Below are 19,330 nucleotides of genomic sequence, written 5' to 3' on the forward strand. Positions count from 1 at the left end.
CTACTGGCAAGCCCTCGAGAGTAATGGTCTGGTACCTGCCCCTATGAGTTTGGATTATATTACCCTTTCACCAAAGGTAAAGTGGGATAAGGTGACGGAGAACTATCGTGATAGAGCGGTGGGGGAACTGAGATTTCCGATAGCTGAAGGGAACCCTCTGCCTGAAATTGAACGGCTCCCAAAGGCGATGCATTATTACCTCTCGCCCATCTTTGACGGGGATAGGGTGGTGGCTGAAAACATCGGTTACTGCCAGCAGCTGATTGAGGAGGATCCTCGTTGGTCGCTATCCCTTCAGATGCATAAGCTCATTGGCATCCGATAGGAAATGCTAGAGTTCTTTGATGAGCTCTACCAGCAGGGAAGCGAGGGGATCTTTGCCCTGAGATTGGATAAAAGCATTGAGGTAGTCGGATAAGACTCTTTGATAGGTCTCTTTGGGGATTAAGCCCCACCCCATCTGCTCTCTTAGGTGTAGCAAGGGAGCGATATAGGCGATCACCTCTTTGCTATTCAGTAATTGATCAATTTGCTCTCTCTGCGGAGCCACTCCATAGAGGGCGATATAACGCTTTTCGAGCGCGTCATGAGTGATCCCGAACCGCTTTCCTTGCCAAAGCAAACTGCCTTGTCGCTGGGGAGTCATCCCGATGCCGTGAAACTTAAGTGCCTTTTGAACTGCTTCCTTCACCACTCGTCCGATAGTAGAGCCTAGGCATGAATGCAATCCTGCATCACAGAGCATAGTGGAAGCCTCTAGGTTGGAGACCACCATAATGGTATCGGTGCCTGATCCAGTAGCTAAGCCACGTGAGTAACAGCTACCAGCTTGCAACTCTTGTAGTGCGGCACTCTTGGCCTCTGTAGCAGTGATGATGGCTTGTGTCAACACCCCCTCTGGTAGCTGTGCATCTATAAAGAGCATGATATTGATGGTACCAGGGGGTGGCAATAGATTCTCGCCAGTCAGTTCGTCATAGGAGGGCGGGTCGCCCGCTCGGCCACCATTGTGGTCAATACCAGCAGTCACGATAGCTTCTACTTGAATTCCATGGAAGGAATCCATTACCTCGGCACGCTCTTCTAGTTTCGCAGCGGTTCCCATTGCCACTGTCTGCTCCACTGGTAAACCAAGCTCTTTGGTGAGTAGTCGATAGTGCTCGCACAGATTGGGAGCTTCCATTTTGGTCACCACTTTATTCTGCACCAAGGGTGAGCTACTGTAGGAGTAGTTGTAGAGGTACTTCATTCCTTCGCGGCAACCTCCATTCAGTGGCGAACTACTTGCCACCCGTTTACGCCCTTCGAGAGCCACTACCAGTGCCTCACCAGCTAGGTATATCCTATCACCACAGATAGTGGTGCCGACCAAGTTTTTATCTGCTATGAGGCTCAAAATAGATAGGGAATAAATATGATTAATCCTACAATAACGGCACCAATAGCTACGAGTAGAACCGCACCTGCAGCTAAGTCTTTGGCATCTCGGATAAGAGGAGAGTACTCTGGACTTACCCTATCAGCCAGCTTCTCTAGGGCACTATTCATCGTCTCCATAGAGAATACCAGGAAGATGGTGAGCACAAGAATCAACCACTCCACTTTGCTCACACCTAGTATTGCTGCCAATATCACCACTGCTATCGCACAAAGGAGGTGGATACGTGCGTTGGGCGTATAGAGAAAAAGCTCCCATATACCCCGAAGGGCATAATGGAAGCTTTTGATTACTCTTTTCAGAGGATGGGCTTTAGGGGCGTTGGGTTTCATCGCTTATAGCCAGCTATTCATAAAGTGATCCATCTCCTTTTGCTTTTCTTCCAACTTGAGAAGGAACTCAAATTGGGCACGGGTACGTATCAAGTTGTGCTTTGGCTTATGCGTTTTGTAGTAGGTATCGCCATTGATGTAATCGGTGAGGAAACGAACGGTCTGCATATAGGTGAGCAGTCTACCACCATAAGGCAACAACTCTATCTCTACAGGTGTTAGGAATGCCTTGGCATCCTCCATATATCCACGGATATAGCTCTCAAAGACTGGCATATTGACTTGGATATTGGAGAGGTTTTCATCATCCTCCTCACCACTATTCACCGCGGTACGGATAAAGTCACCAATATCGGAGAGCACAAATCCTGGCATCACGGTGTCTAGATCTATCACGCAGAGCACCTCGTCGGTAGCTTCGTCGAAGAGGATATTATTAACCTTGGTATCACAGTGGTTAGTGCGAAGCTTGAGAGAATCATTTTGGTAGAGACGCTCTTGCACCGTCATCGCCTCGGCTCGTTGCTCTATCTCCTCTATCAAATCCTGTACCTCTGCCACATGACCTACTCTGTCTTCCTTTACCGCATCTCTAAACTGCTGAAGGCGGAAGCTCATATTGTGGAAGTTGGGAATGGTTTCGCCCAACTGCCCCTCTGGCAAATCGGAGAGCATGGAGTGGAACTCCCCAAAGGCTTTCCCCGCTACATAAGCTAGCTTGGGCGACACACTTTCATAGCTCTTACTCCCCTTGATATAGTAGCACAAGCGCCACTTATTTCCCTCTACAGAGGCATAGTTCTTACCATCCTTTGTCTTGATAAAGGTGAGGACCTTCCGATCAATATCCTTCTCTCCTTGCTGCTCTAGGTGACGCCGGATATGGGAAGTGACGGCAAATATATTGCTCTGAAGGGTCTCTACATCCTCAAAGATCTGGTCATTGATTCGTTGCAAGACGTACTTTCGCCTCTCGCCTTCAGGAGTATTCACAGAAATGGCATAAGTATCATTGATATGCCCATTGCCAATAGGGATAATCCCCATCACATCTTCGGTAATAGGAAATTGATTGACAGCGCGCCCCAGCTCTTTATAATCCATAAATATTAGCCATAAAATTGAAAGAAAAAGGGTGCAGTAATCCAAATCAAGACAAAGAAGGAAGCCATTAAAATACCTACTGTCTGCCTTCGACCGATCGGACGGACAAAGCTGTGTCGTGCCTCTCGGCGTGGCACATCGAGAAATGCAACCCGGCTCTCGCTATAGAGCCAATAGCAGACCCAGCCACAAGCCAAACCGAGTAACAGGCCGGGCAACACGTCGGTAATGAAGTGCATACCTAGATAGATACGTGAGTAGGCCACTGTAGCCGCCACAATGAAAGAAACAATTGTAAATAGTCGGTGCCTTACGACCAACGAGGCAAAAAGTGAGAAGGCGAAAAAGTTGGTAGTGTGTCCCGAGACAAAGCCATAGCCACCTCCGCGATGCCCTAGCACTGTTTTCACTACGTCCTCAGTCAGTGGGTGGTACGTAGGCCGCTCACGCTGGAATATCTGCTTGATGATACCCGATGAAAGGCCATCCGCCAAAACCACTAATAGCACAATCCCAAGCAAGAAGAGGATCACCTCTCCCTTTTTCTGCTTATAAGACATCAATACGAGGAAGAGCACCACGAACACGATCCACGGCCACTTATCCGAGATGAAGTACATCACACTATCTAAGTAGAGACTGTGGAGACTATTGAGCCACAAAAAAGCATCACGCTCTAGACTAACAAGGGATTCTACCATATTTATTTAGCGAAAGTTATTAATGATTTCAAAGGTATTGTTGGGCACCCATCCGACTGTACCGTCGGGGAGTTTGATCTCGGTATACCCCGAGAGTGTCTGCTGTGTTACCACCTTTAGGCCTCCATGCACCACCACAATATCTTTGGCAGAGGCATCGGGGGAGCTCTTTACGGTGATGATACTGCTCGTTAGTATCGCCTCCTTATCTTCATGCGTAAAAAGATAGGAGCGATAGGCAAGAGCATTGGTCAGAATCGTAAGTAAAAGGGCAACCAACCCTCCGTAAAACCCTATCTGCCGTTGCGACCTGCTACGTCCTCTGAAGTAGAAGAACAGTCCAACCAGCACAAGGACAAAAAAGATAAGCCCCAACATCCTCCATGCTGAGAGTGAGCACCAGTGTGAGATATCATCCCACCAACGGCTCAGGAAGAGCCTAGGAGTGGGCTCCATATCATCTACAATCTGGGAGCTGACCAGCTCAAGATTGAATCGGGTATCCCCGTCGGAAGGGTCGATACGATAGGCTCGCTCAAAGTTGAGGATAGCGAGTGGTAGGTCGTTATTCTTATAATAAGCCGAGGCTAAGTTATAGTATATCTCCGCCGATGGTTCTCCCTCCTCAAGTGCTTTAGTAAAGCATTCAATTGCTTTAGGATAATCGGCATCACTGTAGGCTGCCACTCCCTCCTGAAACGAAGAGGCGAAGAGTGGTAGGCTGAGGAATAGCAGCGATAAAGAATATAGTAGTTTGCGTCTCATAACATCACTTCCCTTTTAATTTCTGTACCCCATCTATCACAGAAGCGGCCTGATCATAGAGTTGCTCACGCTCCTCCGTTTCGCTAGGAGAGTACCGTGCCACTTCCAATGTGCTAAGCGTCTTAATTGCCTCCTCTACCAGCTCTTCACTGGCTCCACGCTCCTTCATGGCAGTCGCAATGTTTTCTTTGGATAGCTCCGAGAGCGGGATATGCAACTTAGCACTTAAGAAGTCACTCAACCCCTTCAGGAGAGCCTCGTAGTAGGCCGAGTCTTCACCCTTATTCCTCATTTGGTAGGCTATCTTGAGGTACTTCCGTGCCATCTTACCGGCACGTCGGCTCCGATTAGATGCGGTATCAGCCATGTAAGCCTCCTTTTTCCGATCTATCAAGATAGCTATGAGCAATAGCACTACAAGGGCGATATAGACAATAAGATAGAGTGTGCCATTGGTCTTATCAAGTGTAGTGGCTCGTTTCGCACCTTTGAGGTAGCGAATATCTTTCCCCAGATACTTCACATCCTCCTTATTGGAGAGGCCTGTCACGGCAGAGACATCTGTCGCTTCACCCTTATCCACATGCACCTTTGTTTCGGGGAGTGTGATGGTTTCATACTGCCCCTTGGCAGGGTCAAAGTAGGTAAAGGGAATAGCTGGTATCACGAAGTCACCCACATGCTTTGGCACGGCGAAGTACTCCTTTTCCCTCGTTCCTCGTGTCTCACCACCTCTTACGCCAGTATCATCGCTCTCCTTTGGGTCGTAGGTATCAAAACCTTCAGGGAAAATGGGCTCAGGAATCTTAGCTAGTTTGATATTCCCCTTGCCCTCCAGCGACATCTTCATTGTAAAGCTCTCATTGGTCTTGAGCACCTTAGTAGGCACCTCCATATTGAGAGAGTACTGCCCCACCGCTCCCGAGAAGTTATCGGGTTTAGGCTGTGGCAATGGCTTTACATCGATCGTCACAGGCTTTGTCTTGATCTTCTTACGTAGCTGCTGGAAGTTATCAAAGAAGGCATCAAAGATATCTCGTTTGGGGTTAGAGATCGGCATACTCACGACCATCTCAAACTCTGCCGGCTTAATGACTAATTTGCCTGCTCTCTGCGGGTAGAGTACTACCGAGTGAAAAGTGGCCGCATAGTAGAGTTTACCATTGACTTGCTCCGCCTCGAAGAAGGCTTGCGAGCCATCATCCTGTACATATTGTACAAAGCCCTCGTAATCTGGAAAGGAGAAGTTGGAAAACTGAGTATTCTCTAATCGTGAATAGAGCTTATAAGTAATCTGAACCGCCTCCTGCTCATATACCTGAGTTTTGCTAGGGATGGCTACGATATAGAGATCCTCAGCCGATATGCTAGGAGAGGAGTTGGCTCCGCCATTATTCACCTCGGTATCTGTATCCGCTCCAAATACGGTAATACGCCGGGAAGCGGTACGATAAGTAGCACCAGAAACCTCTACCTTTGCTTCAGGGAGGACGTAATTGCCCTCTTTCTCCGCTAGGAGTGTGTAGGTAAAACTAGTGGTTCGACTAGAGCTTCGCTTACCATTCACGATGCTCATACTCGAACTGCTACTCACGGCCGGTCCGTAGACCACTTCCAGCCCCGACGGTGCATTAAAGCTGATATTCTTGGCAGATGCATTGACCGAAAAGACCACTCTAAATGGGCGTCCTGCTATAATATGGCTCGGTACTTCCACATCAAAAGCCACCTTATCCTGCCCCCACACATTCAGGGAGAGCAGAGTAAGAACTACCAATAATATATATCGATTGAATCGTATCATCATCACCAATTTTTAGGTCTTGACTTTTTGCCCCTTTGCTGTTGCTGCTTCATCCGCTCCACCTTACGCTGCGTATCCTTCTCGTCTTGTAGATAGGCTTGAAGGATCTTCTCAGCATTGTCTTGGCTCATTGTTTCAGCATTTTGAGGCTGTTCTTGCTGCTTATTAGGCTGGTCCTTCTGCTGGTCCTTCTGCTGGTCTTGCTGTTGATCCTGCTGATTCTGCTGTTGCTGGTTGTCCTGTTGCTGCTGCTCTTGATTATCCTTATTATCTTGATTCTCCTCGTTATTATCTTGCTGCTGTTGCTCCAATAGCTTTTGAGCAAGAGCAAGGTTGTAACGCGTCTCCTCATCGGTTGGTCGACGTCGGAGCGACTCTTTATACATCTCAATAGCCTTGGCATAGTCCTTCTTCGCCATCGCCAAGTTGCCAGCATTATGAGCCACATCAGCCGCCTCATCCTTCGGGAGTATCTTTATCTCCTTAAGCATCTCCTGGTAGATCTTATCCGCCTCTTCGCCTCGCTCCGTACGCACAAGGGTATTGGCGAGATTGAAGTTCGCCACCTTGTCACTTGGATTTATCTCCAATGCCTTGCGGTACTCCAGCTCCGCCTTATCGTACTGCTCCTTTTGAAAGAGTTTATTGCCACACCTTGCCAACTGACGCACCTCTTTCTGAGCATAGCCAGAGAGGGAAAAGGAGACCAGTAAACCTAATAACAATAATATTCTTTTCATCATTCCTTACTTTTAGCTGAGGTACGCTCAAAGAGTTGCACCCGTCTGAAGTATCTATTCTTCCGGTCGAGCAATAAGAAATCAATCCACAGCAGAAGCAATCCGAGTAATAAAGGGATATAATAGAGCTCATTATAAGCGGTATAAACCTTCATCTCCAACTCCGCCTGCTCCAATTTATTGAGGGCCTCCTCCAAGGCTCTTACAGACTGTGACACATCACTGGCACGCACGTAGATACCCCCTGAAGCAGTGGCGATCTCCATTCCGAGTTGCTCATTGAGCTTCGTAATCACCATCTTACCCTCGGCATCTTGGAGGTAGCCACCCTCCGGCATAGGGATTGGGCCTCCGTCAGTAGAGCCAACGCCTAGCACATTGACCAAGATCCCCTGTTTCTTCGCCTCCTCAATCGCCGAAAGCACATTGCCCTCATGATTCTCGGCATCGGTAATCAATACGATGGCACGCTTCACCTTTTCATCACTTGAAAAGCTACGTACACAGAGCCGAATCGCCTGCTCCAATTGAGTACCCTGCACCTGAATGAGATCGGGAGAGGCATTATCCAAAAACATCTTGGCCGAAATCATATCCCCTGTGATTGGGAGCTGCACATAAGCATCCCCCGCAAAGAATACCAGACCAATCTTATTATTATCCAGTTTGTCAATAATTCTCGAAACGATTGCTTTAGCACGAGCCAAGCGATTGGGCTTCACATCGTCCGAAAGCATAGAGTTGGAGATATCCATCGCCACCATCAGCTCAATGCCCTCACGCTTTACCGTCTCACTCTTAGAGCCCATTTGGGGTCGAGCAAGTGCCACCACCAGCATCGATAGACTGAGTATAAGCACCAAGTCCTTTGCCAACTTACGCCGTAGGGAAAGATCGGGCATCAAGAGACGCACCAATTCGGTCTCACCAAACTTCTTCAGCTCCTTTCGCTGACGGCTCATTCTCCATACGAGGAAGAGAGCCACCACCAGCAATGGCAGCAAAAGGAAAAGTATATATGGGTGTAAAAATCTCATTATGGCATCCTCCTAAATAGCGTACTACGAAGTAATAGTGCTGCAAACAACAGTATCAGAGCTGCCCACAGATAGGGTGGAAATAGCTCCTCCTTCTGGGTGAAACTCTCCACCTTTAGCTTCACCTTCTCCAGCTGATCTATCTCCTCATATATCTTGTGCAAGCTATTGTTGTCGGTAGCTCGGAAATACTGACCTCCAGTAGCAGAAGCTATCTGCTTAAGGCTCGCTTCATCAATCTCCACTGGCATACTGACATACTCTACCCCCAGATAAGTCTGAATTGGATAAAGTGCCTCCCCCATAGTCCCTACCCCAATGGTATAAACGCGTATCCCAAAGCTAGCAGCGATCTCAGCAGCGGTCACAGGGGCAATAGTACCAGAGTTATTGGTACCATCCGTAAGGAGTATCACCACCTTACTCCCCTCCTTGATCTCTTTGAGGCGATTCACTGCCGTTGCTAGTCCACTACCTATTGCGGTACCGTCATTCACCAGCCCCATCTCCACACCATTGATCATATTGAGGAGCACTGCATGGTCGGTAGTAAGTGGGCACTGTGTATAGCTCTCACCCGCAAAGACCACCAACCCGATATTATCATAAGGGCGAGAGCTGACAAACTCCCCAGCCACACTCTTCGCCGCTTCAAAACGGTTGGGTTGCAAGTCCTTTGCCAACATACTCCCCGAGATATCGAGTGCCAACACAATATTAATCCCCTCAGTACTCTCTGTAGAATAGGCATTGCTACTCTGTGGGCGTGCCAAAGCCACCACCCCGGAGATAAATGCCAATAATGCCAATGCAAAAGGTAACCAACAGAGCCGTGTACGCCACGACACCATACGCCCTCTAAAGGCACCAATAGTGCTGAGCGTAAAGGTAGCTGGTCGCTTCTCTCGCCATAGGTAAAGCCATATTGCAAGAGGCACTAGCAGCAATAATAGAAAGAAATAAGGATGAGCAAACGTCATGGCTCCACACCTCCTCCCTCTTCTACACTCTTCTCCTCCGTAGTCTCCGAAGGCCTTTGTGCCTCCCTTTGTGCCTCTATGAATGCTACAGAAGCAGAGAGCAAGCTAATATTCTCATCCGAGGCAGGCTGATACTTTGCAAACTTAGCCAAGTCGGCTGTCTCCAAAATCCTTACAAGCTCGGTATACATCTTATCTCGACCTACTTGCGACTTAAAGGCCTCTAATATCTCCGCACTAGTCATATCCAGTGTGGTGATACCATAGACACGGAAGATATAGCGACGCAAGATATCTGTGAGCCTAGTATAGTACTCCTTCACCCTATTCTGCTGCCAAAGCTCCTCACTCTTCAGGGCTGCCACACTCTGTATCGCCTCCTCATAAGGGTCAAGCAGTGGCACCTCTTCACGTACCTCATCGACACTCTTCTTGCGTTTCTTTAGATACCTCACTAGGAAGTACGTTGCCACACCAAGTGCTATGACACCCAATAGAATATAAAGATAAATAAGGTAGTCTTGCCAAACGAATGAGGGCTTCCACTGCCCCTTAATATCGGCGTATTGGTCGGGGTGCTCCAGGTCCACGGGCACCGTATTCACCACCAAGCTCAATTGGTCACCCGCAGTATATAGCGAGTCGCCTACCAGTGCAGAAATATTTCTGAGCTGATAGTTGGCAGAGTCAAAGGAGGTGAGCACCACGTCATAAATCAGCTCTTGTAGCCGATCATTGATCATAGTAGAATCCACCAACTGACTCTCTATGATCTCCACACCCGATACCAACGTATCCTCTGGCAGCACTAGCCGCATCATCTCCGAGCGAGGATAGACCACCTTCACATTGAGCTTCACCTGCTCACCGATCAAGATGGCCGACCGCTCCAATGTAGGGATAATGCGCACCTCCCCTCCATCCTCCATTGCCAAGAGAGAGAGAGGGGTAAGAAGTAGCGCCATCAGCCACCCTATACATTTTATATATATCCTATGTTTCACCGAATACTCTTATTAAATAGTCGTTGCAGTGCCGGCACATAATCCTGATTGGTCGGCATACTCACAAAGGTGATATCATACTTAGTGAGTGCCTCCCTCATCCGATTGGTGAGCTGCTCCCAGTAGCTACGATACATCTCACGAATCCGCTTGGACGAACTATCAATCATCGTCACCTCGCCACTCTCTGCATCCTGCACTCGTAGCAACCCCACATTGGGGAGCTCAGCCTCCTTCGGATCAAAGACCTGCATCGCCAATACTTGGTGCTTACGGCTCACCACATTGAGGGTTGACTCATATTCACTCTCATCAATAAAGTCGGAGAGGATAAAGAGCGTACACTGCTTCTTCTGCACATTATTGGCAAAGATGAGTGCCTCAGATAAGTTGGTCCCTTTACCCTTAGGCTCCAGACGCAAAATCTCCGTGAGGATATGGAGCACGTGCTTCCTTCCCTTACTTGGTGGAATGTACTTCTCCACTCTATCGGAGAAGAATATCACACCCACCTTATCATTATTAGTGATGGTGCTAAAAGCGAGCGTCCCCGCCACCTCAGCAATCAGCTGACGCTTGGTCCGCTCCACCGTACCGAAAAGTCCACTCTCTGAGACATCCACCAGAAGCATCATCGTCAGCTCACGCTCCTCCTCATACACCTTGATATAAGGTCGAGCATAGCGAGCGGTCACATTCCAGTCGATATCCCTCACATCATCCCCCAGCTGATACTCCCGCACCTCACTAAAAGACATACCTCGTCCCTTAAAGGCCGAGCGATACTCACCAGAGAATATATTCTGTGAAAGTCGCCTAGACTTTATCTCGATTCTACGTATTTTACTTAAGAGATCTTGTGTCTCCATCACTTAAGCATCAAGGGACCTGAACCTTATTGAGGATTTCGCTAATAATCTCCTCCGAGACAAGGTTATTCGCCTCCGCCTCATAGCTCAAAGCAATCCTGTGGCGTAGCACATCGTGGCAGACAGCTCGTACATCCTCTGGAATCACAAAGCCTCTGTGCTTGATAAAAGCATAAGCTCTCGCTGCCAAAGCAAGGTTGATCGAAGCACGTGGAGAGGCTCCATTGCTGATCATGCCAGCGAGGTGAGGCATACCAGCCTCCTGAGGGAAGCGTGTAGCAAAGACGATATCCACAATGTAGCGATGAATCTTCTCATCAATATAGACTTGATGAACGATCTCGCGAGCCTTAAGTATCTGATCGGTAGTCACCACAGGCGTCACTTCAGGCTTCATCTTGCGGATCTGAGACTGTACAATCTGCTGCTCCTCCTCCTTGGTAGGATAGCCCACCACCACCTTGAGCATAAAACGGTCGCTCTGTGCCTCAGGTAGTTGATAAGTTCCCTCTTGGTCAATCGGGTTTTGTGTCGCCATCACCAAGAAGGGCTCTGGGAGCTTAAAGGTCTCTTCGGCAATCGTCACCTGTCGCTCCTGCATCGCCTCCAAGAGAGCACTCTGCACCTTAGCGGGTGCACGGTTAATCTCATCTGCCAAAACTAGATTGGCAAAGATAGGACCATGCTTCACACTAAAACGCTCATTCTTCTGGCTATAAATCTGCGTACCAATCACGTCGGCAGGGAGCAGGTCGGGTGTAAATTGTATTCGGCTAAACTTTGCATCCATCAGATCGGACAAAGTCTTAATCGCCAAAGTCTTGGCAAGACCAGGAACACCCTCTAGCAAGATATGACCGTCGGCCAATAGCCCAATCAAAAGACTCTCACGTAGGTGCTTCTGCCCTACAATCACACGGCTCATACCACTCTCCAAGAGATCCAAGAAGTGACTCTCACGCTCTATTAGCTCCGAGAGAGCTCTCACGTCCACTCTATTTTCCTCCATCTAAATCGATTAATTATCTGATTTACCAGGGGGGTCGTCATTGGGTGACTCCCCTTCATACTATAATACACAACACTCCCTCCCTACCTATTGCTAGCAAAGATAAGGAATTATCAGCTTCTCTCTAAATATCGGGTAATAAAGAATGCTAAAAGGGAAGAGCCCGACTATAAAATAGCATCAAAAGAGAAGCCACTCATCCCCTTCATCCTCCTCGCCGTGAGGAAGATGAACGATGGCTGTAGTAGCTCCGAAAGTAAGGACATCGCCCTGAGAGAGCCGACGCCGCTCCCCTTGATCAATCTCAGCACCATTCACAAAGGTTCCGGTCATACTATCATTATCCATCACCTCGAGCCGACCATCTTTGGAGAGCGTAAAGTAAGCGTGCTGCCGATCAATACTCGGGTCGGCCGTGAGCACCTGTAGCCTCGCAGAAGATCTAGGGTTGTACCGACCGAAGAGGCTTCGCCCCTCAGGAATCTGAATCGTTTGAGGCTTAGTAAACTCCGTCTCAATAATCTCCAGATAGGTACCCTCCTCCGAGAAGTCGGCCTCCTCAATACTAACCGCTTTGATGGATCTATCTCTATGCTGTAGTGCCTCGGCAGCCGTCTTATACACAGCTATCGGTTGCTTGCACTCGTCGCAGACCACACGCTCGGCACTATCTTGGTGATGACCGATAGTGACCTCCAAAGAGGCCCCACAATAGGGGCAAGTAATCACTGTAGACATGGCTATATAAATGGATATATATTCTCTAATAACTTAACACTATAATCCCACACCTAGGCGCCCATTATCTAGATAGCTATAGTAGCCATTGTCGGTAAAGATCACATGGTCCACCATACTTATCCCAATCAGCCGACACGCCTTGTAAAGCTGATCCGTGACATCGTCATCGTCGTGGCTAGGTTGCAGACTTCCTCCTGGGTGGTTGTGCACGAGTGCCAAAGCCGGTAGCTCAAGCCGGAGAGCGGTACTCAATATTACCCGAATATCGGCGGTTGAATTGGTGAGCCCCCCTTTTGAAATCCTAATCTTCCGCTGTGCAATCAGTCGCTGATTGAAAAGCACTATCCAAAGTTCCTCGTGCGAGAGATTATACAGGTCGGTATAGATGTAGTCGTAAATCATCTGACTATTGGTGAGCTGCTTTCCCTCATTATCCAACTTCTTTTTGTGGCTCACCGTCCGCATACCCAGCTCTAGGCAGGCAAGGATATTGGCTTTCTTCGCCATACCCACTCCTTTAATGGGTATTGCACACCCTGTACGCAGAGACTCATAGAGTCGGTATAGATTGTTATCTGCCGACTCCAAAATCAGGTGGGCAAGCTGTAGGGCATTGGTTCCCTGCAAGCCAGTTCCCAACTGAATCGCCATCAACTCTGCATCACTCAGAGCTCTAGGTCCATGGGTTAGCAATTTCTCTCTTGGGCGCTCCGACTCCTTGAGGTCGGTCATCCGTATATGGTCTAGGGAGTAGAGGGGTGCCTCTCCTACTTCGTCTCTCTTAGGCATCACTCAATCGGTATACTTTTCATTGAGCCCGTGTGCCTCTGCTACCACCTGACGCAATTTATCCTCTTCACCACGTCGGCAAATCAGTAGCACATCATCGGTCTCCACCACCAGCATACTATCAATTCCCTGTAGCACCACCAGCTTCTCTGGATCATTAATCGCCACCAAGTTGCTCCTACTATCATTGTAGATCGTTTGGTGTGCTCCAATAGTGGCATTGGCGTTCTGATCCTTATCGGTGAGCTGGTAGGTAGCTGACCACGTACCCACATCGGTCCACCCCATATCAGCCACCAGCATCAGCACCTTCTGCGACTTCTCCATTACGGCATAGTCAAAAGAGATATTGGGGCAGTAGGGAAATACCTCGTGCACATAGATCGTTTCCCGTGCCGTTCCCCACACCTCGGGCTTACTATAGAGTCGCTCCGCTATCTCAGGAGCATGGGACTTAACCTCGTCAATCAGCACTGATGTCATTGCCACAAAGAGACCAGCATTCCAATAAAACTCCCCACTATCCACCAAGATCCGAGCCATCTCGCTATTAGGCTTTTCGATAAAGGTCTTCACTGGATAGCAGTGGCTAAGCATCTCACCCCCATCTTCAACGGGCGACTCCAGAGCTTGGATATAACCATAGCCCACCTCCGGATAAGTTGGTTTAATCCCGAGGGTCACGATCATCTCGGTGCAAGAGGCATATTGGGCCGCCTCACCTATCAAGGTGTGGAAAGAGGGTTCATCCGTCACCAAATGATCTGAAGGGGTAATCACCACCACAGCATCAGGGTTGATGGCATGAATGTGCCGAGTAGCATAGGCGATAGAGGAGGCAGTATTGCGATTTTGAGACTCACAAAGCACATTCTCCATCGGGAGGTTAGGGAGCTGCTTCCGCACAATCTCTTCATACTGAATATTGGTCGCCACCAAAATACGATCTGGAGAGATGCAGCGCTGCATTCTCCGATAGGTCATCTGCAACAAACTCTCCCCTGTATTGAAGAAGTCCAAAAACTGCTTAGGATAGCTCTTTCGACTATAGGGCCAAAACCTACGCCCCACGCCACCGGCCAGTATCACACAATAAAGATTTGCGTAGACGTTATCTGCTTGAGTCATGATCATCGGTCTGAATATAGGTCAATCAAGAAAGGAGAGGGAGGCCAATTACGATATTCCTACGGAAGTCAATGGTCTGCCACCTCCATTCTTGCTACAAAGGTAATCAATTATTCCCTAATCTTGTGTACCTTTGGCACACCAATCAGTAGATACACATTATATATATAACACTATAAAGCACTATGATACCATACTTTGAAGAAGCTGATATCGCAGTCACCATCTGCGATAAAGAGGGAAAGATCATCGAGATGAACGGACAATCAAGAGAGGTCAACCTAAAGCCTGGGCAAGACCTTATCGGCAAAAACGTACTCGACTGCCACCCAGAGCCAGCCCGCTCCCTACTGGAGCATCTGATGACGCACGAGGAGAAGCACGTCTACACCATCACAAAGGGATCACGCAAAAAGCTCATCTACCAAATCCCGTGGTACCAAGAAGGTGCCTACGCTGGATTTATCGAGCTCTCTATGATCATCCCCGAGGAGATGCCCCACTATATCCGCAAACCCAAAACTGAGTAAATTAAGCTGGTAGTGAACTAGGCTATTCGTCCATGTCGGGCTCGTCTAGTACTGAATCTTTTTATAACCCCACGAAGAGCTCCACTTTTCAGTGTTCAAACTGCAAAATGAGGTGAAAAACCCAGTTAAAGTGAGGTCTTTGCGGCCCCATCTACAACTAATTGTAAATCAACGACATACAAAGACGTTTGCCGAGATGCAACTAAGCAATCGGTTAGTTGCATCTCGGCAAATGCTTAGTTGCAACTCGCCGATTGCTTAGTTGCATCTCGTCGATTGCTTAGTTACAATTAAACTTTTCACCCCCTTTTTATCCTATTTATTTGCAGTGCTCTAAAGATTACGAATACCCCGGATAGTGGGGATTCGGCTAAGATGCCCATTTTACATCACTTGATGTAGGGCATAATCACCTTAAAACCTTTTCCTCGGAGGGTAACCAACTGCTTCGTAACATCTACCTGCTCCACGATTAGAGAGTGGGTGCCCTCTCTCACCTTGGTATGGCGGAACTCCTGTGGGTTATTAAGGCTTATCTGTAGCTTTACCGTCTCTCCTACGTGAGGTGCCGTTGGGATGGGTGAAAGGGTAACCACCCTCTCTGCTTGGTAGGGCTGTGCGGCATTGAATATGGTGAAGCTATTATTACCTCTTTTGAGGGTCATGCCTGTTCGCATCATTAGGTAGAGGCTCCGCGAAGTGGTGCCATAGAGGCCTACTCCCTGGTCGGTGCCACTGCATCTGACCGTGATAGTGACGCTCTTTTGGCTACCATCCTCTGAAATGAGATGCACCACCGCCACCCCTTCATGGTGTGCATCGACCTCTAGGATACTGGTTTTGGCATTCCACCTTGCAGATATTGACTCCTCTGGATCGTCGATCACCAGCTTTGCCTTATCCCCTCCACCTTGAAGTGAGATGAAGCGGCTTTCGTCGGTGGGGTAGAGGCGTACCTCTTCCATATTGACACTCACTGGGGGCACCACCACATGTATGGGTAGCTTACGGCGGTAGTCGCCCGAGAGGATGGTAGCGAAGGTCTCGCCCTCGAGGTGGCCTGTAATGCGGAGGGTGTCGCGACTAATTGAGACGCCTGCGATCTTGGAACTCTCCACATTGGCGATGTATTTTCCGGTACCTCCTCGTAGTATAATTGTATGGGTGGTCTGCTTATTGAGTGACACCTCAGTGAGGTCTTGCTCACCGACCTTGATAGGCTCTAGCTCATGGGGCGTCTTATTATTTTGGCAAGCACTACACAATAGTATAGCTAGGAGGGTGCTTGTGAGTGGTAGTAACAATCTTTGCTTCATATCTCTCTACAGGCTTACTTTACGGTGATGAAATAAGTGATTTCTATCGGCTCACGATCTTTTTCTTTAATAAAGATAATGAGGGAGTGCTCTCCGGGATCAAATTGGAGAAGATCGTCAGAAGGCGTTACCTCTTGCCCATCAAGTTGGTACTTGATCTCGGCTCCTTCGAGGATGAGATCGGTATAGAATAGTGGTAACTGCCTTGGTGCTTCGCCATCTTTAGAGATCATATAGAGATGTGGCACACGTGTAGGGTCATTGGGTGAGCGTCGGTACCCCTCTGTGCGCACCTTGATGACATCTGAAGGGCGTGAGAAAAGGCTGCCCTTAATGCTCTTAACGCTGTAGCTGTATGTGGTATTGGCTTTACGATGCTTATGTAGAAAACTGGTTTCGGTAGTCTCGCCTATTGGCTCCCCATCGCAAAGTATTTGGTAGGTGACTCCCGGCTCTGCAATGGCTCTCCAGGTGAGTGTTATTTCGTGCTGCATCGCTTTGGACGAAAGGTTGGCTGGTGCTGGTAGCTGTGGCTCTTCTTCGCCTCTCTTCACCTGCATAAAGGAGATATCATCGATGTAGAACTTACTGCCCTCCGAGCCCTCTACCACCAAACTAAAAGCTGCCTTATTGACTCCGGCGGGGGCCTTGATCTCGGAGATAGTATGTTGCTGCCAACTGTCGCCTACTTTGGGGACGTAGTATTTGAATTGTTTGAAGCTGGTATCTTTTTTGATGAGTTGATCATCCTTGTACCACTCTATCACCACACATACTTTAGCTCTAAATACATAGTCGCCTCTGTACCAGAAGGAGCATTGATATTCGCCCCCAGCTTCAATGGGGATGATATTATTCTTGGGGATATGCCCCACTTGGGAATAGTCGTTATCGTGGTAGCTGATACTTCCACCATTGAGGTAAAAGAGAATACAATAGTCACCTGAGTGTCCGCCACGCACCTTTGTGCCAGCTAAGGTATCATCAAAGCGCCAATGGTGAGGATAGATCTTTCGCCACATATACTCTTCTTGTGGCTCATCGCCCTCAAGCGGGGTTTTACGGTAAAACTTTTCGAATCCCCCATTTTTCAATAGCTCCTTATTAAGCTCTTGGCCCAACGCACTAGGAGCATTGAGCACCAAGATAAGGAGGAGGGGAAGGGTAGATAGGATATCTTTGAACTTCATATAACTGCTTGATTGTATTCGGGTGATCTACTTAATCTCCTGCAAAGGGAGCTCAAAACGGTGAGCCACCTCTTTAGTAATAGTATGGAGAAGGCCAGTATTGCCATCGCTGCCGATGAGCTGGTCTCTATCCCATAGCCCATTGCCAGCAAGCAACTGCTCTTGCATCGCTTTCACTTCGCTATAGGAAAAGAGCGGTTGCCCCTCTTTATCGCAGGCAAATTGGAGGGAGTAAAGGGCTCCTACACCTTGGGAAAGGAAGAATAGAGCATTCTCTGGCTCTTCTCGATAGTTGGCCATTGTGATATTCCCCTGGAGCAATTGTAGTGCACGGACTGCTACCACTTTAGAGAGCTCTATGCGAATCAATTGCAATTGCTCTAGCAGAATATCATACCTATAGTTGGTCAATGCCCAGCGCCCCAGAGCAAAAGCATTGTATAGCTGGATACGGCTCTTGCCCAGTAGAGGTAGATTGATACTGCTCACAAGAGGCTGCCAAAAATGGGTGTAGTAGCCAAAAGCTAGGTCCCAATGATGCTCCAGCTCGGTGTAATTATGACCATCGGGGAGGTAGGTGTGCTCATGACGAGTGAGCAATTCTCCAGGTGCATAGAGGTTACTTGCAAGGTGTACATTAAGAATTAAATCAAGGTAAATAGCGCCACGCACTAGCTCCCTATAATATTCTGCTGGAACCAATCCATCTTGAGTGGCAAAGAAGATATAATCATCGCCAATGTGGGTGCCGACATACCCCGCCACTCCGATGGAGGCTCTCTGGTTACGGGTCAGATTAGGAGCCTCTGTGCCTAGGCCACTAAGCTTTTCAATTGCTTTGAAGCAATCCTCGATATCATTAATTACCTCGGCTCTATCGGCTTGGTGAAGCACCGATGAAGCAACCACCGATTGTGGGCTTACCAATCCATAAAGACCCTGACGGAAGTAGTTGTAAACGGTATTGCGACTACCTTCGTTATTGATACGCGCCTCCCGAAGGAAGGTACTGTAGATGATCTGAAGTGGCTCATCTAGGAGAGCGCACTCGTAGTAATCGACACTACTTCGCCCATTTCTACTGAATTTATACTCTGGATCGGGATATTCGGGTAGCTTGTAAGCACTCTCCACCGTCTCCCCCTCCCATCTATTCAGGCAACTTGATAAGCCCGATATTGAGAGAGCGAAAAGGAGAAAGACCCAAGCATACTTTAGACAATTCTTCATGGTAGTATGATATATTCACAGAAGGGCTGGCTAATATAGTCTTGCCCCTCTCTATTTTGTGTTTGACTCACTTTCAACTCTTTTACTACGGTTAGCCCATCTTCCGACACAGCCCTAATGCTGGCAGTGATATTGGACTCACGAGGTGCGGTGCCATTGACACTAAGGTACATAGGATACCCCGACTCTGCCTCTATTGTCACTTCGTAAGGCTCTTCAAGGGTCATGATCTCCTCAGCACCCGATACGCTCGTACTACTTCCGATGATGTGAATTTGCTTATCTTCGCCAATGTACTTCACTATAAATCGGCTATAAACCTCATCGGGAACAGCACCTCGCTCGGTAAATTGGCAGGTAAGGGTCACGGTGTACTTACGCTTTCCTTCAGAAATCTCCACCCCTGGGTAACTATAAGATTCTAATGCCTCATAGGGGTCACAAACCTGACGCACTTGATCTTCGTAGGAGATCTTGGGCTTCTCAATTCCCTTGAAAGGGAAGAGGGTGGCATAGTCCTCAGGTTCGGGATCATTATAGCTGCGCTGGCAACTCATTGCACAGAGCAGAAGGAGTGTACCACTCAGTAGTGGAAAAAGCTTCTTCAAATTATCTATCATATC

The 19,330-nt window shown here is 48.3% G+C and carries 20 protein-coding genes and 1 pseudogene; 2 read left to right on the forward strand and 19 right to left on the reverse strand.

Going from position 1 to position 19,330, the window contains the following annotated elements; all coding sequences use genetic code 11:
- Positions 1 to 325, forward strand: a pseudogene (locus tag QVO39_RS06935) (7-carboxy-7-deazaguanine synthase QueE); the annotation flags it as partial.
- Between the two features lie 6 nt (positions 326 to 331).
- Here QVO39_RS06935 and QVO39_RS06940 read toward each other — a convergent pair.
- The 15 genes from QVO39_RS06940 to QVO39_RS07010 form a co-directional block, all read right to left on the reverse strand.
- Complete coding sequence (locus tag QVO39_RS06940) at positions 332 to 1,396, reverse strand: adenosylcobinamide amidohydrolase (RefSeq protein ID WP_288171896.1); 1,065 nt, start codon at positions 1,394 to 1,396, stop codon at positions 332 to 334.
- Entirely contained in the window at positions 1,393 to 1,770 is a 378-nt protein-coding gene (locus tag QVO39_RS06945; protein WP_021903567.1) for a diacylglycerol kinase family protein, read from the reverse strand. Before QVO39_RS06945 ends, QVO39_RS06940 begins: the two co-directional genes overlap by 4 nt.
- A gap of 3 nt (positions 1,771 to 1,773) precedes the next feature.
- Positions 1,774 to 2,874 (reverse strand): phosphotransferase enzyme family protein, encoded by a 1,101-nt coding sequence (locus QVO39_RS06950; RefSeq protein ID WP_021903568.1) that lies wholly within the window; start codon positions 2,872 to 2,874, stop codon positions 1,774 to 1,776.
- A gap of 5 nt (positions 2,875 to 2,879) precedes the next feature.
- Positions 2,880 to 3,575, reverse strand: a complete 696-nt coding sequence (locus QVO39_RS06955) for a phosphatase PAP2 family protein (RefSeq protein WP_021903569.1) — start codon at positions 3,573 to 3,575, stop codon at positions 2,880 to 2,882.
- Positions 3,576 to 3,581: 6 nt separating this feature from the next.
- Complete coding sequence (locus tag QVO39_RS06960) at positions 3,582 to 4,340, reverse strand: tetratricopeptide repeat protein (RefSeq protein ID WP_021903570.1); 759 nt, start codon at positions 4,338 to 4,340, stop codon at positions 3,582 to 3,584.
- 4 nt (positions 4,341 to 4,344) lie between these two features.
- Positions 4,345 to 6,147, reverse strand: a complete 1,803-nt coding sequence (locus QVO39_RS06965) for a BatD family protein (protein WP_288171897.1) — start codon at positions 6,145 to 6,147, stop codon at positions 4,345 to 4,347.
- Positions 6,147 to 6,887, reverse strand: a complete 741-nt coding sequence (locus tag QVO39_RS06970; protein ID WP_288171898.1) for a tetratricopeptide repeat protein — start codon at positions 6,885 to 6,887, stop codon at positions 6,147 to 6,149. The genes QVO39_RS06965 and QVO39_RS06970 overlap by 1 nt, the downstream gene beginning before the upstream one ends.
- Positions 6,884 to 7,921 carry a vWA domain-containing protein gene (locus QVO39_RS06975; RefSeq protein WP_244401264.1) on the reverse strand — a complete coding sequence of 346 codons (1,038 nt, stop codon included), beginning with the start codon at positions 7,919 to 7,921 and terminating at the stop codon, positions 6,884 to 6,886. The genes QVO39_RS06970 and QVO39_RS06975 overlap by 4 nt, the downstream gene beginning before the upstream one ends.
- On the reverse strand, positions 7,921 to 8,901 hold the full coding sequence (locus tag QVO39_RS06980; RefSeq protein WP_021903574.1) for a vWA domain-containing protein: 981 nt from the start codon (positions 8,899 to 8,901) through the stop codon (positions 7,921 to 7,923). The genes QVO39_RS06975 and QVO39_RS06980 overlap by 1 nt, the downstream gene beginning before the upstream one ends.
- On the reverse strand, positions 8,898 to 9,866 hold the full coding sequence (locus QVO39_RS06985) for a hypothetical protein (protein ID WP_021903575.1): 969 nt from the start codon (positions 9,864 to 9,866) through the stop codon (positions 8,898 to 8,900). The genes QVO39_RS06980 and QVO39_RS06985 overlap by 4 nt, the downstream gene beginning before the upstream one ends.
- A 35-nt stretch (positions 9,867 to 9,901) precedes the next feature.
- Entirely contained in the window at positions 9,902 to 10,774 is an 873-nt protein-coding gene (locus tag QVO39_RS06990; RefSeq protein ID WP_018028775.1) for a DUF58 domain-containing protein, read from the reverse strand.
- A gap of 10 nt (positions 10,775 to 10,784) precedes the next feature.
- Positions 10,785 to 11,783 (reverse strand): AAA family ATPase, encoded by a 999-nt coding sequence (locus QVO39_RS06995; RefSeq protein WP_021903576.1) that lies wholly within the window; start codon positions 11,781 to 11,783, stop codon positions 10,785 to 10,787.
- Between the two features lie 180 nt (positions 11,784 to 11,963).
- On the reverse strand, positions 11,964 to 12,521 hold the full coding sequence (locus QVO39_RS07000) for an FHA domain-containing protein (RefSeq protein WP_021903577.1): 558 nt from the start codon (positions 12,519 to 12,521) through the stop codon (positions 11,964 to 11,966).
- A 39-nt stretch (positions 12,522 to 12,560) separates the two neighbouring features.
- Positions 12,561 to 13,313, reverse strand: coding sequence for a JAB domain-containing protein (locus QVO39_RS07005; protein ID WP_021903578.1), 753 nt, complete (start codon positions 13,311 to 13,313; stop codon positions 12,561 to 12,563).
- 3 nt (positions 13,314 to 13,316) lie between these two features.
- Complete coding sequence (locus QVO39_RS07010) at positions 13,317 to 14,447, reverse strand: mannose-1-phosphate guanylyltransferase (protein ID WP_021903579.1); 1,131 nt, start codon at positions 14,445 to 14,447, stop codon at positions 13,317 to 13,319.
- Between the two features lie 179 nt (positions 14,448 to 14,626).
- Here QVO39_RS07010 and QVO39_RS07015 point away from each other — a divergent pair, with 179 nt between their 5' ends.
- On the forward strand, positions 14,627 to 14,971 hold the full coding sequence (locus QVO39_RS07015) for a PAS domain-containing protein (RefSeq protein ID WP_018029307.1): 345 nt from the start codon (positions 14,627 to 14,629) through the stop codon (positions 14,969 to 14,971).
- 389 nt (positions 14,972 to 15,360) lie between these two features.
- Here QVO39_RS07015 and QVO39_RS07020 read toward each other — a convergent pair whose 3' ends face one another.
- From QVO39_RS07020 to QVO39_RS07035, 4 genes are read right to left on the reverse strand one after another with little or no spacing between them, the layout of a single operon-like run.
- Entirely contained in the window at positions 15,361 to 16,287 is a 927-nt protein-coding gene (locus tag QVO39_RS07020; RefSeq protein ID WP_021903580.1) for a hypothetical protein, read from the reverse strand.
- A 14-nt stretch (positions 16,288 to 16,301) separates the two neighbouring features.
- Positions 16,302 to 17,477, reverse strand: a complete 1,176-nt coding sequence (locus tag QVO39_RS07025; RefSeq protein WP_021903581.1) for a fibronectin type III domain-containing protein — start codon at positions 17,475 to 17,477, stop codon at positions 16,302 to 16,304.
- Positions 17,478 to 17,504: 27 nt separating this feature from the next.
- Positions 17,505 to 18,707: a DUF4856 domain-containing protein gene (locus tag QVO39_RS07030; RefSeq protein WP_021903582.1), complete on the reverse strand. Its 1,203-nt coding sequence runs from the start codon at positions 18,705 to 18,707 to the stop codon at positions 17,505 to 17,507.
- Positions 18,704 to 19,327: a hypothetical protein gene (locus tag QVO39_RS07035; RefSeq protein WP_018029177.1), complete on the reverse strand. Its 624-nt coding sequence runs from the start codon at positions 19,325 to 19,327 to the stop codon at positions 18,704 to 18,706. The genes QVO39_RS07030 and QVO39_RS07035 overlap by 4 nt, the downstream gene beginning before the upstream one ends.
- Positions 19,328 to 19,330 lie beyond the last annotated feature (3 nt).

The sequence above is a fragment of the Porphyromonas sp. CAG:1061 genome (assembly GCF_000435035.1).
In the GTDB taxonomy this organism is placed as follows: Bacteria; Bacteroidota; Bacteroidia; order Bacteroidales; family Porphyromonadaceae; genus Porphyromonas_A; species Porphyromonas_A somerae.